We start from the raw sequence: 16,443 nt of genomic DNA, 5'->3' as shown, positions 1-16,443 counted from the left end.
TAAGAAGAGAAAAGGAGACGGTCGCAATGACGTCGTCAAGCGAAGTAACAACCCACAACGACGACCACAAACCGCGTGCGCGTCGTGCGGGAGCGTTTAGCTCGCATCGCCGTCCTGTTCCGGTGCAGGACGACATCTCTGATCTACGCCGAATCTTGGTGATTGTGGCTCTGTCGGTCGGTGCATTCGGCATCGGCGTTACCGAGTTTGTGGCCATGGGCCTGCTGCCTTACATCGCTGATGCCTTCGGACGTGATGAGGATGCCGCAGGGCGCATGATTTCGATGTACGCACTCGGTGTTGTCGTGGGCGCACCCCTAATTACCGTGCTGACCGGCTCGATTCCGCGCAGGCGCATGCTCCTGCTGCTGATGGCGGCATTTACCATCGGCAATGGTGCCACGGTTTGGGCAGGCACACTGGGCTCTTTCGAAGCAGTCATGGTCTCGCGCTTCATTGCCGGTCTGCCGCACGGCGCGTATTTCTCGGTGGCGGCGCTGGTGGCGGCCTCCCTGGCTAAGCCGGGACAGCGCGGCAAGATGGTGGCTCTGTCGGGCGTGGGGTTGTCGGTGGCGACTGTGATTGGTGTGCCGGCCGCGCAGGTGCTGGGACAGATTTACGGTTGGCGCAGCGCCTTCGCGTTTGTCGCGGTCATCGGGCTGATTGCATTTGTTTCGCTGTGGTTCGCCGTGCCGCATATGAACCGCATGCCGAAGACACGTCCGATGGATGAGCTCTCGGCTCTGGTGACACCGCAGGTGCTGCTGACCGTCGCGATTGGCACCGTTGGTTTCGGCGGCATGTTCGCGGTTTACACCTACATCACCTGGACTATGACTCGCGAAGCGGGCATGAGCGAAAACCACATCTGGATTGTGCTGATGGCCTACGGCATCGGCATGGTTGTCGGTACTTACATCGGTGGCTGGCTCTCCGACCGCATCGGGGAGTGGGGCATCATGGTTGCGCTGGTGCTGATGGTAATCATGCTCAGCGTCTTCTACTTCACCTCACAGAATGCTGTGCTGGGCACGATCAACTTCCTCCTTATCGGTCTGCTGGGATCGGTATTGGTGCCTAATCTGCAGACCCGTCTGATGGATGTCGCCGGTCGCGCACAGACGCTGGCGGCAGCTCTCAACCAGGCCGCATTGAACATGGCCAACGCATTCGGAGCGGCGCTCGGTGGTTGGGTCATTGCGTCCGGTTATGGCTACCGCGCACCGGCTTTGGGCGGCGCGACGTTGGCGATGTTGGCTATCTTCATCGCTCTGCCGACCATTGTTCTTTACCGCCGCTCACAGGCGAAGAAGGCCGAGCGCATCGAACTGCGCTAGGGGTCTTCAAGGCGTAGTGCACGCATAGGTAACGTATGAGGGCATGAGCCTTACAATCGCGACAATCAATGTCAACGGCATCCGCGCCGCCGTCAAGGAGCGCAGCGAAACCAATCTGGGATTGCTGGAGTGGCTGAAGCACACCAGTTCCGATGTCGTTTTGCTGCAGGAAGTCCGCGCCACCGACGACCAGGCACGCAAGGCCCTCGCGCCCGCTTTCGATGCCGGATGGCATTGGGTCGGTGCTGAAAACCTGGGTGCCAAGGGGCGCGCCGGCGTGGGCATTCTCTCGCGCTTTCCGCTTAACGACGTCCAGGTGGGCATCGGCTCCGAGGAGTTCGAAGAATCCGGTCGGTTTATCAGTGGTGTTGCCCCGGCAGCGGACACCGGCCTGGATGTGGATGTCCAGATTGCCAGCCTCTACCTGCCCTCTGGTGCCGCCCTGAGCGAGAAGCAGGATGAGAAGTACCGCTTCCTCGATGCCTTCTCCGACTACCTGGCCGAACTGGGTGCCAAGGGGCGCGACGGTCACCACGCAGTCATCGGCGGCGACTGGAACATCTGCCACCGCGAACAGGATTTGAAGAACTGGAAGACCAACCGCCGCAAGAGCGGTTTCCTACCGCAGGAGCGTGCCTGGATGGACTCGGTCTTCGGCTGCTGGCCCGATGAGGTTCCCCAGGATTCGCAGGTACAGGCCAGCGACAAGGAGCTGGAATCCGGTGCCTTCTCCGATGGTTCTGTGTGGGAGGCCCCGAAGCTCAATGCAGATCCGGTGTGGTTTGATGTCACTCGCCGTCTGCACCCAGAGGCCGACGGTCCCTGGTCCTGGTGGACCTACCGCGGTAAGGCGTTCGATACCGATGCCGGCTGGCGCATCGACTACCAGGCGGTAACCGAACCAATGCTCAAGCGTGCCGTCAGCTCGGTAGTGGATAAGCCTGCCGCCTACGACCTTCGCTGGACGGACCACGCGCCGGTGATCGTGGAGTACGCCTAAACCCGGCATACGCCTAACCCCGAGTGGACTAGTGTGCTCCGACGTCAGCGAACTCTGGGATTATCTCAGGCTCGGGAGCAGTTACGAGATGCCGGTTCTGCCGCAACATCGAGGCGATGCCGTCAACGATGGCGTCGGCCCATTTGTCCTGCATAGCGGGGTCGGCCAAATCGCGGGTGAGTTTTTCAGCGCCCACCGCTCCCAGCGATAGCGCAATTGTCGGCGCATGTGGCCGCGAACTCTGGTTCACCGCCACTGCCGGCGCCAGGCCGGTGCGAAACTCGGTTGGCACCCCGTTTGTGCTGTAACTGCTGTGCGGATTGAAACCTCGGTACACCATTCCGTCGCGCACACCCGCCGCCAACTGCCAATCGGCAGGAGCATCGTCCTCAGGTTCGAGAGACTTCACCACAGCGGATACCGAAAAGCCACGATCGCCGATGTTATCCCCAGAAAGAGTCTGGCCCTCTGATGAGCGACCGACGATTACGGTGGCTGCGCTCGCCGTGTCGTCGGCAAGCGAATGCGCGCCAACGATTGCGCCGCGCTGACGGAGCTTGTCGCTGGCGCGTTGCACGATGCTGTCGATGTGAGCGGAAGTATCCCCACTCAAACGCAGCGCGCGAGGCAGGTCGGCGTTGATAGCCTCGATGGCCTCGCGGCGAGAGTCGACGGTGATGCGCGCGCCGGCGAGCGGATCGACAGCCTCGTCGGGGGAGGGGACGATTGGCTGGCGCGGAGGCATCCACAGCGGATTGGGGCGCGCCGGGCGGTGTGGGGAACTGTTGACAACAGCGTGCAACTCTTCAGGTGAAAACATCTTGTTGACCGCGAAAATCATCACCGAACTGTCGTGATACACAGGCGTGAGCCCCGGCGCGTGCCATGCCCAGGAACGCATCGACAGCGCCTCCGTGCCATCCGTGTTCACACCCGGCGGGGAACTAATGATGTAGTGCACTCCCAATTTCTTCGCCATGGCATCGAACTCTGGATGTGAGCCCAGCAGGTCAACGTTTATCGGCAGCTTGTTGCTCGCCTCGGCAGTTTTGTCGGAGAAGGAGAAATGGCGGAACAGGGTCGGCAGTCCGGCGATGGCATACATCCACGCAGAACCGTCACGACGGTCATTGAGAATATGCCCCTCAAACGCATGCGGCTGTGCGGACAGCCAATCAATAGCTTCCATGTCCGCAGCGGTCACAAACGTGCTTCCGAAACTCTGGCGAATTGCCTCGCGCTGAGCAGGCCCACTCGCCCAGGTCGCAGGCACAATCGCCAGTGCCGCTACGAGCCCCATCGCCAGCGCAGGATTCCACGACTTGGTCGGCTGATCTCGCTTTGCGACGATCCACTGCGCCGCAGCCACAATCCCGACAACGGCAGCCGCGACTGCGTAGCCGACCAGCACTGCGCGCAGAATTCCCATAACCGCCTGCATGCGGTACGGCATGTCGTAGAAGAAAGTGCCAATAAACTTCAGATAGGTGCCGAACGGCTCAGACCAACGGGACTGCGCACTATCGGACACCACAAAGAGCAGCCCGAAAACCAGTGCCGGCCACGGAGCCCATGGGCTGTCTGGCAGGCGAGAGACAAGCGCCACCACCAGGCCGATGAGCACAAGAACCAGAACAGTCCGGGAAAAGATGGGCTCGTCAGCATAGCGGGAAAACCCAATCAGAGTTCGCCACAGTGATTCGGAGCGGGAAATCTCAATTTGGCCGGTAAAGCCCGCAACGGATTCGCCTTGCCCCCTCGCGGACAAAGCTGCCGGGAGAGTCATCACCAGGGCGAGCGCGCCGATAATTAGCGTGCGAACTAGGCCACTGACGCTCGGTTGGGTAATCAACCACAAGCCAACAAAGAGCACGGCAGCAATTGCGCCGGCCGGGTGGGTGATAAACGTGCCGACCAGGGCAAGCGCAGCGGGGACAATATAGCCCCGCATGGTCAAAGCCGCAGCAATCGGCAAAGCGGCCACCGCGAGCAGATACGGCATGGAGGAGGTGCGCCAAAGGGCCACCCAAATCTCCGGAAGCATCAGCGTCGCGACGGCAGCTGCGGGACCGGCATAGGCCGCCCACTTAGGACCAACTGCGGTGCGGGCTAGCACCGCAGTTGCTGCGGGAACAAGCAGCGCCGGGGCCAAGAACGCAAACACGTTGGAATCGAGGAAGACCGAGCCGGGCAGCAGCCCCGCCATGGCATGCCAGCCGGTGGGGTAGAACATTTCGGCCCCGGTCTCCTGATTCATCAGGTCACCGGCCGCGGTGGGCGAGGCTATTGCATGCTCGTCAATGAACCGGAGGAAGTTGGTATGCCAGAGCATGTCCCAGGCTTCGCGGATAGCGCCGGGGCCGCCAGGGACGTCGTTAAGCACGAGCATGGCGCGCATCGAGCCGACTACCGTAACTCCGACGACAATCATCGCGGTGACAACGCCGGAATCGAAGCCGTCTTCGGGCGTTGCTCGGGGGACGAATCTGCGCACCAGATAGCCAATAGCACAGAACCATGCCCACATGCCGGCCACGAAGAGCCAGGTGTAATCCAGCCCGAGCACGTGAGACAACCATGCGGAAAAACCGGTCACACCCAGCATTAATGGGCCGGCAGATGCCAACGCGAGCGTGGGACGTAGCCCACTGGCCCAACCGAGAACTGCGCCTGGGACCAGCAGGATGAAGACGGCAACCGCAATGGCAGCGAGCATGGGACTCCTGACGGATAAGAGAATTGAATTAGTCCAATAATACCTGTGGGTTAGTTCGGCACTTGGGACGCGAGCGCCTAAGATTTGAAGAAAGGACTGATGGGACTTCAGCCGCTGTAAAACCCAAGCGCGAATCTGCGCGGGACTTGAAGCGAGCTCGGTGCGGACCAGGAAAGGAGAGGACATCCCCAGTGAAAAACGGCGAGAGCGATAACAAGCGGCACCAGATGGCCGATTTGGAAGCCATCGCACGGAGTCTGCAGAACGACCCTGGCACTGCTGTCAATGTCCCAGTGGTCGTGACTTCCGGTGTCATTGTTGCGTTTATCGTGCTGTCTTTTGCCTACGCGTGGCCACTGTGGATTTCCCTCGGACTCATTGTTCTGCTGGGAGCCGTGATGGTCGTGTCCTACACCCGTAGGCCACCCGTAGCCCCGCTCGAGTTGACCCAGGGGGAGCGTGAGCGTGTTCGCCGTGTTCTCTCTGAACACGGCATTCGCCCAGCGATCACGTTGGTGCGCGCACTGTACCCCGAGGAATCGCCAGCTGCTGCGGCGCGCACCGTCAAATTGCTATCCGATCGAATGCTTGTGGAGCAGGGGGACGAGGGGCGTCGGGGCTAGCTTTTGGCAGTCGGTTTCCTGCAAAAGCCCGTGGTGTTGTCGAAACGGGTACGTCGTCGACTCTCAACTGCGGGCCTCGCGCTAGACTTATTGGCTATGAGTGAAAGCAAGGGTCCTGAGGCAACTAATCCTGCACCGAGTGCTCGTAAGCAGCGCGTTCTGTCCGGCATTCAGCCGACCGCAGATTCCTACCACCTGGGCAACTACCTGGGTGCATTGAAGAACTGGATTAATCTGCAGGATGACTTCGACGCTTACTACTTCATTCCAGACCTGCACGCCATCACTGTCGAGCAGAATCCGAAGGAGCTGCGTCAGCGCACTATCGCAGGTGCCGCACAGCTGATTGCACTCGGTATTGATCCGGAGAAGTCGGTGCTCTTCGTGCAGTCGCATGTGCCCGAGCACGCGGAGCTCGGATGGGTGTTGACCTGCTTGACTGGCTTTGGTGAAGCCAGCCGTATGACGCAGTTCAAGGACAAGTCCTCTCGTCAGGGCGCGGAACATACCTCCGCTGGTTTGTTCGCGTACCCCATGTTGATGGCTGCCGACATCTTGCTCTACCGCCCACAGCTGGTGCCGGTGGGGGAGGATCAGCGCCAGCACCTCGAACTGACGCGTAACCTGGCGCAGCGCTTCAACTCCCGCTACAAGAAGACCTTCGTGGTGCCGGATCCACACATCATGGAAGGCTCCGCGAAAATTTACGACTTGCAGGATCCGACCTCGAAGATGAGCAAGTCGGGTGCAAATCCGAAGGGCATTATTAACCTCTTGGACGACCCGAAGGTCTCCGCCAAGCGCATTCGCTCGGCCGTTACCGACAATGACGGAGAGATCCGCTTCGACCGTGAGAACAAGCCGGGCGTTTCCAACCTGCTGGTCATTCAGTCGGCGTTGACCGACAAGCCTGTCGACGAGCTCGTTGCCGGCTACGAAGGCGCTGGCTACGGCCAGCTGAAGGCTGATACCGCAGATGCGCTGGAGGCATTCACCACGCCACTGCGTGCACGCTATGAGGAGCTCATGGCCGATCGTGGTGAGTTGGAACGGATCCTGGCCGAAGGCGCTGACCGTGCCCGTGAAGTTGCCGCCAAGACACTTGCAGATGTGTACGAGCGAGTCGGGTTCCTGAAGGCCGCCAACCGTTAATTCAGCTGTAGACTCTGCGCTTCAGTCTCCGTACCGAAAGCTGGCACGTTAAGGTAGGGGACATGGCAACCTCTACTCAAAAAGATCCGAAGAGAACGGACCGCTATGGCATCGAGCGTGTACACGCCGATGAACCGAGCGCAATCGACCGCCTCCGCGAAAAGTGGGCGTGGTTCGATCACGTTATGCGGATGCAGGAGCGCTACTCCGAGCAGGGCGGTAACTTTTTTGCCGCCGCTGTCACGTACTTCTCCGTGCTGTCGATTTTCCCCCTAATCATGACGGCATTTGCCATCCTCGCGCTTGTGTTGCGTGGCAATGAGCAGCTGCTTGAGCAAATCCAGTCCGCTATCACCGACTCCATCGATGGGTCGATGGGCGACACCATCAACGCAATTATCGAAGGCGCGATCGATCAGGCAGGTGGCGTCTTCACCGTCGGTTTCATTGCCACCCTGTGGTCGGGGCTTGGTTGGATGGGCAACCTCTCCAACGCAGTGACACAGCTGTGGAAGCGCCCGCTAGGCGCTAGCAACTTCGTGATCGGAAAGGTTCGCGACCTGCTGCGTCTGCTGGGCATGCTGGTTATGATCCTGCTGACCTTCGCTGTCACTGCAGCCGGCTCTTCCGGACTGACCCAGTCCCTGCTGGACAAGATTGGTCTGGCTCATGTCCCGGGAATCACAATTATTGCGGGATTGATTGCCATCGCCATTGGTCTCGTCGCCAACTGGCTGCTGTTCTTCTGGATGCTCGCTTTCCTGCCGCGCGGGGGCGCCCCGTTCCGCTCTGCGGCAAAGGGTGCGATTATCGGTGCGATTGGCCTTGAGGTTGTCAAGCAGCTCGGTAGCGTTTTCTTCTCCAACGCCCTGTCGAACCCGGCCGGTGCAGTTTTCGGTCCGGTCATCGGTTTGATGGTCGTTTTCTACCTCATCTGGCGCATAACTATGTATGCCACTGCCTGGACCGCGACGACCGAAGAAGCGCTTGCCGACGAGGAGCTGGATGCACCTGCTCCTGCTGTCATTAACGTCCGTGCGGAAGCGGCCAACCCGTCCGGATTGAACCGCCTGCTCGGTTCGAAATAATTAGCCTCGATCGCGTCTGCCGAAGCGGTAGGTGACCATCGCAATCAATGCGATGACACCTACGATGGCAGCGCTGACAGTAATTTTTAGCCCGGTTCCTGTTGACTCGTTGTCCAGGATATCGGGCAATTTTTCTACCAACTTATCCTCAGTCGCTTCCGCTTCGAGGACACCGACAGAGCTGTCCTGCGGTGCCGCGAAGCCGGCGTCGAGAAGCGATGCCGCCTGCTCCCAGGGGCGCGGTGAATCCTCCACAGTGACGTCGAGAACGATGACGCCGAGACGACGGCCATCGCGCTCAGCCACCCCAGCGAAGGTATGACGGGCATCGTCGGTAAAACCGGTCTTGCCTCCAAGGGCGCCGGGGTAGTCCTGGGCAATCAGCTGATTGTCGTTGGCGATTTCGAAGTCATCGACCTCGAGAGCCTTGTCTCCGGGGATGGTGGCCAGGCGGGTGGCCGAGAGCTTGCGATAAATCTCATTGTTGAATGCGTGCTGGAAGAACAGTGACATGTCGTATGCCGACGTCATCTGTCCCGGAGCATCGAGACCAGTCGGGTTGACCACTCGCGTATCCGTCGCCCCCAACTTCTTTGCCAGGGCATTGACCTTCTCTGTGGTCTTATCCATGCCACCAAGTTCGCGGGCCAAGGCGTGGCCGGTGTCGTTGCCGGAGTTAAGCAGCAGACCAGTCAGGAGCGTTTCTACCGAGTAGTTCACGTCCTCGACGATGCCGACACGAGAGCCCTCCATGTTCGCGTCCTCGAAGGTCGCCTTGACTGGGGTGTCGAGCTTCAAATTCTCGATTGCCTCCATCGCCAGCAGCACCTTAATAATCGATGCCGGACGGTAGCGGCCGTGCGGGTCCTTCGCCGCAAGGACATCGCCGGATTTCAAATCGAACACCGTCCATGCAGAGGCGGAGAGGTCCTTCGGAACGTCAAACCCCTCACCGCTGACAATGCCGCAGGCGGACATCTTGCTACCTCCAGCCAGCTTTTGAGGAACCGGAAGTGGAGCGGGAGATGTTTCGCCGGGAGCCGGAACCTCAGAGGAATCCACTGGTGCTGGTGGAAGGGTCTTGTAGGGGCAGCCCTCCGTGTCACGGATATCAGGTGCGGGACCGACAATCGGGGCGTCGTCGGTAAGCGAGGTGCTCTGCGCCATGGCTGCAGGGGCGGTGCTCGGCAGAAGCAGAGCGCTGGTAGCTAGCAGCGTAACGGCAGATGAGAAGCGGCGAGAGGGAAACATGATGAAATAAGGGTAGTAAAACGTCACCCGAAATGACGTATTCGTCGTGTGTGGATGGGGGAAAACGGGGGAGCGGAAGCCTTTGTACAAAGCAGAATTACGATTCACCGGCAGTGAAGTAGAAGCGGAGGGCACAGTACCGATAGTCTGGCCATTATGACTAATTCTTTGCACAGTGATGCTCAGTCTCTGGACACACAGTCTTCGGCATCGAATCTCGATGAGATGCGCAAGGTTGTCGCCAGCCTGCCCAAGGTACTGCTTCACGATCACCTCGACGGCGGCCTGCGCCCGCAGACCGTTATCGACCTGGCCGCGGACTGCGGTTACACCGATCAGTTGCCCACCACCGACGTGGATGAACTGGAGAAGTGGTTCATTGACACCGGCAACTCTGGCTCGTTGCCGAGCTACCTAACCGCCTTCGCGCACACCTGCGCCGTCATGCAGACCGCTGAGTCGCTGACGCGCGTGGCGCGTGAGGCCGTCGAGGATCTGGCCGCCGACAACGTCGTCTACGCTGAGCTGCGCCTGGCTCCGGAAAACCATTTGGAAAAGGGCCTGGATATGCAGGCTGTCATCGACGCACTGGTCGAAGGCCTGGCGCAGGGTGAAGCCCATGCCGCCGCTGAGGGAAAGCACATCACCGCACGTCTGCTGGTCTGTGCGATGCGCCAGAATGACAATTCCAAGGAAGTCGCACAGCTGGTGATCGACAACTACGGGAAGAACTCCGACGGGTACGTTGTCGGTTTTGACATCGCTGGACCGGAAAACGGCTTCCCACCGGCTAACCATGCCGAAGCATTCACCATGCTGCGGGAAAACCTCATTCCGGTCACCATTCACGCAGGTGAAGACGCCGGTGTGGATTCGTTGCAGGACGCTGTCGTGCAAGGTGCTCGCCGCCTGGGTCACGGCGTGCGCATCTACGAGGACTTCGGTGCTTCCCTCGAGGGCATCGAATGCCAGGAGGTTGCCTCCGCTATTCGTGACCGCCAGATTCCGCTGGAAATCTGCCCGACCTCCAACGTTCAGACTGGTGTCTGTGACAGCGTTGCGGATCACCCGTTCTCGCTTCTCGACGATATGAGTTTCGCCTGCACGGTCAACACGGATAACCGTCTGATTGGTGCGACTTCCATGACCCGGGAGTGCATGGAGTTGGTGGAGAACTTCGGTTACGGCTACAGCGAGCTGTTCGAACTGACCTCGAATGCGCTAAACAATGCATTCGTGGATCTGCCGACCCGCGAGCACATCATGGACACCATTATTTACCCCGCTTACCTGCAGCTTATCGACAACAGCGACGAGGACATCGAAACTGATGTCAACGGTGCGGGTTTCGGTGCCGAAGATGAGCTGAACCTGACGCTGGACTAGCCAGCGCCGGCCAGCTTTGCTGGGAGGAGCTAGATCTTGGTCGTGAACCGAGCGGCCAAGTCCTTCTCCAGCTGCCTCCAGCCCTCGGCCTCATCGTCGTAAGGCGGAACTGGCTCGGACATTTCTCCGGTGTCCAGCAGGAAGTTCAGCAGCCACTGCAGCTGCTGGTTGCCCGCCAGTACCTCGTTCACGGCATCATCTCCAGCCCAGTCAGCGGCGTCTGCGAGTAGCTCGTACGCGCGGGCGAGCTGGGCGGTGTCCACGGCGTTCGGGCCCTTTTCAATGTCCTCGGCCAGACCGGTAAACGAGTACTCATTGTCCTCGTGCACTACGGCCTCCAGTTCACCTGCGTTGGCCGCGGTGATGATTTCATCCCACGTCGTCAGCGCCGACATGTCGTGATGCTTGTGCTCCAGCAGCCAACGCACCATCGTGCGGGGCTGTGAGAACGTGTGAATCTCACCGGCGCTGCCCAGGAATAGCGGGCGACGTCCCATGTAACAACGCAAGGTGTAGAGCGTGCGGCCAGCGATGGAGATCTTGATCGGGTCGATGCCAGCGTTGGCCCACACCGTCTGATCGTACGGATCGCCGGCGGTCTCCTCTGCGGACTTCTTTTCCTCTTCGCGCTTCTTCTCCGCCGCTTCACGACGCTCACGCTCCGCGGCCTCCGCCTCCTTTAATGCGGCTGCAGCAGCGGTTTCAGACTCTTCATCGATGCTCGGAGTATTTGCGCCGATGGCGTCGATAGCGTCAATGCAATTGTCCCAGTTGGTCAAGATGACATTACCGATAGCCGACCACTGAGCGGCGCCACTGCCCTGGAAGTGATCAGCACCATTTTGCGTGGCAGCCAGGACAGAGTGAGAGGCGAACATCTGGTTGATCGGAGTGAGATCCGCGATCGCACCAATCGAGCGAGTGATGGCAAGAATGCGATCAGCGCGCGAAACATGGTCGTAGTCGGCCCGGCCGGCCAGAATCTCTGGCAGCCCAATCAGGTCATAGCGGTGGCGTGGCGCCGCGATGGCAGCTCCCGGTAGCTGCTGGTTGAAGTTGCGCCAGCTGGGGTGCTGCGTGAAGTCGTGAGGAGCATCCGACTGTAGGAAAGCCAGGAGCTTTGCCGCCGATGAGAACAAATAGATGTCATCACCGCGGCCGAGCAGAGCCTGCCACTCGGAGCCACCCTCACGCCAGCTTGGAGCCCACAACGTGTAAAAGGTGCCCGAGGTCAGCTCGAGTTCGATAGGAACGATGCCTTTCCTGGCCATAGTTTTCGTCGCAGCCCTTCTGCTTGTCGGTGATTATTAAAACTCAAAAATTGTCATACCTGCAGCGCCCCCACGGGTGGCAAGTTTGCGTATTCCTATCTTAGAAGTTTTACGACGCAGATACCCACCGCACTATCCGGTCGGACGGTAGAACCCCTTAAACGGCATGCCGATGTTGGTCGTACGCACGGGGTTTACCTGCACCGGATCGCCCGCTTCGACCATCTTTCCGTCACCGATAACCATGGCGACATGGCCGTCCCACACTGCAAGATCGCCAGGTAGCAGTTCATCCTGGCTCACCTGTCTGCCGACGGCCTGTGCTTCTGCCGTGCGGGGAATATCAACACCAGCTTGCCCGTAGGCCCAGTGCGTTAAGCCTGAACAATCGAGCGCCTGCCCCGGAGTATTTCCGCCCCAACCATAGGGCGTTCCGACGGCACTGAGTGCAGCCTTCACCGCAGCTTGGGCCTCTGGTGTGGGCGCGCCAGCTCCAGCATCCGCAGGTACCGGCGCGCTGCCCGAATCGGACGACGCCTCCGAACCATCTGCAGCGTCGGTAGCGCTAGCCGAACCTGGGGTGTTCGTAGACGTAGAAGCGAGGGCGGCTTGAGTGATACCTGGGGCCTCCAACTGTGCCGAGTGAGGTGGGGTAGGGGTGTCCACCGCGGTACTCGCTTGCTGTATCAGCGACTGCACCAGAGGTCGCAGTTCTTGCTCGAGTTTCATGAGCCGCGCAATGGCCTGGGAGATCGCGGAACTGGCCGCTGAGGCTAGGCTGGCGCCGGTCGCGGCGAGACCAGCGGGCCCCGCAGCCGTCGCAGTCAACGAGCCCATGGCGGAAGTGACAAAATCCATGGCAATCCGGGCCAAATCAGTGGCCGCTGACATTACTGCGGCCAGCCCCTTGGCAATGTCACTGTCAATGGTTCCGGCGCGAGTTTCCAAGTCGGCTGCCGCATTTGCAGCCCGTTTGAGACTTGTTCCCGCGGCCCCTGCTCCGGAACCAGCACCATCGCCCCAGTTGCGGTCAACGGAATCTGCCACTGAGCGCCAGGCGGTACTCGCGGCGGGTATTGCGGCCCCAGCAAGTCCTGCCAGTGCGGGTGCGATGGCAGGACTTAGCTGTTGTGCAATCGCGGTGGGGACCTCCGTAAGTAGATTGGTGGGAAGCATCACGCACCGCCCATTCCGCGAGTTGCAACGGCTCCCATTTTCGGTGAGATGGACTGCAGCGCATATGCGCCGGCATCTTCAGCAGTGGACACCGCAGAGACAAGAGCGTTCAGTGCACGAGCAGCGCTGGTGCCGTACTCATTCAGCTCAGCTACATGCTCGTGTTGGTGCTGTAGAGCAGTGGCTGCAGCGTGACAGAAGGGCCCAGCAAACGGGACGTCGCCAAGCGAGAGCAGTGCGCTGATGCCCAAGTCAGCGCCGCTGACCTGCTGCGACAACGCGTCAAGGCGCGTGGCATCGGCAGAAATCAGCTCTGGCACCAGCGTAAAGACTGAGTCATTCCCGCTAGTGGTCGGAGAGAGAAAAGATTGGCTGTGGGAACTGTGTGGTGATGGACGGGACAATGTTGACGGCCTCTCTAGGAAATTCGCGTGTGGTTCAACACTCAGTGCTGTGGCAGAACGGCTAGCGGGGTTCGGACGGCGACTGAGTGGCAAGTGGTTTGGTAGTAGGCGGACTTGTGCAAATAGGGCGCAGTAAATAGCCCTCGTATTGTTAGGCGCGAAAAAGGCCGATTCGGTTCCATATTTTTTGGGGAACGCGTTTTCAGAAATTTGCTTTTGCCGGCACCAGAGCAGCAAAAGCAAAGCAATGTATTTTGGAAGGCATGGAGATTACCGTTGTCAACCATCCCTTGGCACAGTCACGTTTGACCATTCTGCGCGACGCGCGCACTGATAACGCGGGCTTCCGTGCGGCACTCGCCGATCTGGGCGCAATGCTGATTTACGAGGCAAGCCGGGAGCTGCCCGTCGATAACTTCGATGTTCAGACCCCAATCACTACCGCGCCGGGTTACCGTCTGCAGGATCCGCCGATTATTGTTCCCGTCATTCGTGCGGGTCTTGGCATGATTGATCCGTCGCTGTCGATGATTCCGGATGCGCAGGTGGGCTTTATTGGCTTGGCTCGTAATGAGGAAACCCATGAGCCGGTGCCGTACCTCGAGGCGCTACCGGAGGATCTGTCCGGGCGCACTGTCTTCCTGGTCGACCCAATGCTGGCAACCGGCGGTTCACTGCTGCATGCCCTGAAGCTGTTGGTGGATCGCGGCGCGGACAACATCACGGCCGTGTGCATCATTTCCGCACAGCAGGGTGTCGACGCCTTGAAGGAATCCGGTTTCCCGGTGCGTCTTGTCACCACAGTGGTGGACCCGGATCTTAACGAGGATGCCTACATCGTGCCGGGGTTGGGAGATGCGGGCGACCGCCTCTACGGTCCCCGCAACATTGATCTTTAAATTGATCTCTTAGGCAGTTCCCCAGGCTTCTGCCGCGTACTTCTTGACGACCTCGTTGTCCTTGGTCACAAGAACTCCGTCGGGGGACATCTGGTACTTGTACGAGCCGTTTTGTGCAACAACGCGGTCGCCCTCATCGACGATGATGTCCATCGATCCGGAACCCTGTGGTGTATCCGAGCGGTAGTACTTCTCGCCGGAGCGCGTCTCACAAGCAGCAGCCTTAATTCCCTGTTCAGCGGCGATAACAGCAAAGGCGCGGTCACCGTTGTCGCAGCGTGCGGAGCTGCCCACGAAGCCCAGGCCGTCTAGGTCGGAGCGGCCAGTGCCGAAGTCCTGCCCCTCCGGAGCTGATGTCGGCTCTGAGCTCGTCGTCGTGGATGGCGAAGACGTGGTGCTCGGCGTCGACGACGAGGACGATGTCGAAGTGCTCGGCGTGCTTGACGACGTCTCGGAGGACTTCGACGTAGTTGTGGTCGTGGTGGTCGTCTTGCTCGTAGAAGTCGAACTCGTCGAGGACGGCGGTGTCGAACTGGGCGACGTCGGCTGCGAGGAGGAGGGGACCTCCGGACGCTGGGGCTCATCACTATTGTTCAGCGACAGGCCGATGGCGATGCCGATGACGACCACGAGTGCGGTGGCCACGATGATGATGGGGATGCTGAGAGACTTAGGTGTGCCATTGCCGGACATGCCTATTATCATCGCAGACTTCCTCAAAATGTGAAACATCTGATAATTGAAGAGGCCAAAGTTAAAGAAGTGACTCCTGGTCATGCGTACGTCTGGCGCTGACATTCAAGCGCTTGCCGGCCACTGCTGTCGCTGGCGCAGTCGTCGGTAGGCCTCTTGTTACGGCCTGTCGATGGAGCGCTTACACTGGAGAGTTGTGATTGAGGAGTTTATTAAGCACTGGTGGGCCGAGCACGCGAACGAGATTCTCGAGTGGCGGCGGCATCTTCATGCGCACCCAGAGCTATCTCACATGGAGCACGCCACCACGGCTTTTGTGGAGGAGAAGCTGCGTGCTGCAGGGCTGAAACCAGTGCTGTTTCCCAACACCGGCCTGATGGTCGACATTGGTGAAGACGAACTCGCCGGTAGCGAAGCCGGAGGTGAACTCCCGGGACGTCTCGCTTTCCGCGGTGATATCGACGCGCTTCCAATTACAGAGAGCACGGGGCTGGAGTTTGCCAGCACCAATGACGGCGTCATGCATGCCTGCGGGCATGATTTCCACACCGCGATCACGCTCGCGACGGCACTGGCTATGGCTGAGTACCACGAAAAGCACACGTTGCCGACGCCGCTGCGTTTCATTTTCCAACCCGCCGAGGAGGTCATGGTTGGCGGTGCACCCGAGGTTATCGCTGCCGGTGCGCTCAATGGCGTTGAGCGTATTTTTGCCGTCCATTGTGAGCCGAAGCTGCGCGTAGGTCACGTCGGCGTTCGAACAGGTGCCATCACCTCTGCGGCCGACACGCTGGAGATTCAGGTGCATGGCCCGGGCGGGCATACCTCCCGTCCGCAGATGACAGCCGATGTTGTCTATGCACTGGGTAAATTGATTGTAGATTTGCCGGGCTTGCTGTCGCGACGCGTCGATCCTCGTACAGGCACCGTGCTGACGTTCGGCTCCGTTCACTCCGGGTACGCGCACAACGCGATTCCGTCGGAAGGCAGCGTCAGTGGCACCCTGCGCACCGCGGACATCAAGACCTGGCGCGACATCGATCCACTGGTGCGCGAACTGATTGAACAGGTCCTCGCTCCGACCGGCGCCGATTGCACCATCAACTACGAGCGTGGCGTGCCGCCTGTGCTTAACGACGAATACTGCACCGCCCTGATTGCGGAAGCGGTGCGACGAGTGGACGAGAATGCTGTCATTCAGGCCCCACAGTCGTCCGGCGGCGAGGACTTCGGTTGGTATCTCGAGCACGTCCCGGGTGCGATGGCTCGTCTGGGCTGCTGGTCCGGTCGTGGAGACAAGCACGATTTGCACCGAGATGATCTAATCGTGGACGAGCGTTGCCTGGGCGTTGGTGTGAAACTCTTCGCTGGCATCGTCGCACGCTATGAGGATGGCGCGCAGTCAACCATGACTGTCCGTTAGACTATTGGGGCAAAGCGGGGAAAA

The 16,443-nt window shown here is 59.9% G+C and carries 14 protein-coding genes; 8 read left to right on the top strand and 6 right to left on the bottom strand.

What is annotated here, in order from left to right; all coding sequences use genetic code 11:
- Positions 1-26 precede the first annotated feature (26 nt).
- Both HMPREF2920_RS01840 and HMPREF2920_RS01835 read left to right on the top strand, forming a co-directional pair.
- Entirely contained in the window at positions 27-1,337 is a 1,311-nt protein-coding gene (locus HMPREF2920_RS01840) for an MFS transporter (RefSeq protein WP_016422141.1), read from the top strand.
- 43 nt (positions 1,338-1,380) lie between these two features.
- Positions 1,381-2,337 (top strand): exodeoxyribonuclease III, encoded by a 957-nt coding sequence (locus HMPREF2920_RS01835; RefSeq protein ID WP_016422142.1) that lies wholly within the window; start codon positions 1,381-1,383, stop codon positions 2,335-2,337.
- Between the two features lie 28 nt (positions 2,338-2,365).
- Here the strand turns inward: HMPREF2920_RS01835 and HMPREF2920_RS01830 are convergent, their stop codons facing one another.
- A complete protein-coding gene (locus HMPREF2920_RS01830; protein WP_070549727.1) occupies positions 2,366-5,053 on the bottom strand; it encodes a DUF6541 family protein in 2,688 nt (895 codons plus the stop codon).
- Between the two features lie 191 nt (positions 5,054-5,244).
- Between HMPREF2920_RS01830 and HMPREF2920_RS01825 the strand changes: the two genes are divergently transcribed.
- The 3 genes from HMPREF2920_RS01825 (at position 5,245) to HMPREF2920_RS01815 (ending at position 7,916) form a co-directional block, all read left to right on the top strand.
- The gene (locus HMPREF2920_RS01825; protein WP_016422144.1) at positions 5,245-5,676 is read left to right on the top strand and encodes a hypothetical protein; all 432 of its coding nucleotides are present in this window, start codon (positions 5,245-5,247) and stop codon (positions 5,674-5,676) included.
- Positions 5,677-5,772: 96 nt separating this feature from the next.
- On the top strand, positions 5,773-6,828 hold the full coding sequence (trpS, locus tag HMPREF2920_RS01820) for a tryptophan--tRNA ligase (RefSeq protein WP_049171954.1): 1,056 nt from the start codon (positions 5,773-5,775) through the stop codon (positions 6,826-6,828).
- Between the two features lie 62 nt (positions 6,829-6,890).
- A complete protein-coding gene (locus tag HMPREF2920_RS01815; RefSeq protein ID WP_070549728.1) occupies positions 6,891-7,916 on the top strand; it encodes a YhjD/YihY/BrkB family envelope integrity protein in 1,026 nt (341 codons plus the stop codon).
- On the opposite strand, the gene HMPREF2920_RS01810 is transcribed toward HMPREF2920_RS01815, so the two are convergent.
- Positions 7,917-9,167: a D-alanyl-D-alanine carboxypeptidase family protein gene (locus HMPREF2920_RS01810; protein WP_180950687.1), complete on the bottom strand. Its 1,251-nt coding sequence runs from the start codon at positions 9,165-9,167 to the stop codon at positions 7,917-7,919.
- Positions 9,168-9,323: 156 nt separating this feature from the next.
- On the opposite strand from HMPREF2920_RS01810, the gene HMPREF2920_RS01805 reads away from it, so the two are divergent.
- Positions 9,324-10,553 (top strand): adenosine deaminase, encoded by a 1,230-nt coding sequence (locus HMPREF2920_RS01805; RefSeq protein ID WP_016422148.1) that lies wholly within the window; start codon positions 9,324-9,326, stop codon positions 10,551-10,553.
- A gap of 29 nt (positions 10,554-10,582) precedes the next feature.
- On the opposite strand, the gene HMPREF2920_RS01800 is transcribed toward HMPREF2920_RS01805, so the two are convergent.
- From HMPREF2920_RS01800 to HMPREF2920_RS01790, 3 genes are all read right to left on the bottom strand, one after another.
- Positions 10,583-11,824, bottom strand: a complete 1,242-nt coding sequence (locus HMPREF2920_RS01800) for a hypothetical protein (RefSeq protein ID WP_016422149.1) — start codon at positions 11,822-11,824, stop codon at positions 10,583-10,585.
- A gap of 132 nt (positions 11,825-11,956) precedes the next feature.
- A complete protein-coding gene (locus HMPREF2920_RS01795; protein WP_224783752.1) occupies positions 11,957-12,871 on the bottom strand; it encodes a C40 family peptidase in 915 nt (304 codons plus the stop codon).
- Between the two features lie 128 nt (positions 12,872-12,999).
- The gene (locus HMPREF2920_RS01790) at positions 13,000-13,320 is read right to left on the bottom strand and encodes a hypothetical protein (RefSeq protein WP_016422151.1); all 321 of its coding nucleotides are present in this window, start codon (positions 13,318-13,320) and stop codon (positions 13,000-13,002) included.
- A gap of 347 nt (positions 13,321-13,667) precedes the next feature.
- Between HMPREF2920_RS01790 and upp the strand changes: the two genes are divergently transcribed.
- Positions 13,668-14,303, top strand: coding sequence for a uracil phosphoribosyltransferase (gene upp / locus HMPREF2920_RS01785; protein WP_016422152.1), 636 nt, complete (start codon positions 13,668-13,670; stop codon positions 14,301-14,303).
- A gap of 9 nt (positions 14,304-14,312) precedes the next feature.
- On the opposite strand, the gene HMPREF2920_RS10695 is transcribed toward upp, so the two are convergent.
- Positions 14,313-14,996 (bottom strand): hypothetical protein, encoded by a 684-nt coding sequence (locus HMPREF2920_RS10695; protein WP_141744775.1) that lies wholly within the window; start codon positions 14,994-14,996, stop codon positions 14,313-14,315.
- A gap of 196 nt (positions 14,997-15,192) precedes the next feature.
- Between HMPREF2920_RS10695 and HMPREF2920_RS01770 the strand changes: the two genes are divergently transcribed.
- Positions 15,193-16,419 (top strand): M20 family metallopeptidase, encoded by a 1,227-nt coding sequence (locus HMPREF2920_RS01770; RefSeq protein WP_070549729.1) that lies wholly within the window; start codon positions 15,193-15,195, stop codon positions 16,417-16,419.
- Positions 16,420-16,443 lie beyond the last annotated feature (24 nt).

Origin of the sequence: Corynebacterium sp. HMSC075F02, from assembly GCF_001838335.1 — a bacterium.
GTDB lineage: Bacteria > Actinomycetota > Actinomycetes > Mycobacteriales > Mycobacteriaceae > Corynebacterium > Corynebacterium jeikeium_D.
The sequence above is the reverse complement of the archived record's forward strand: the minus strand, read 5'-3'. Positions and strand labels throughout refer to the sequence as shown.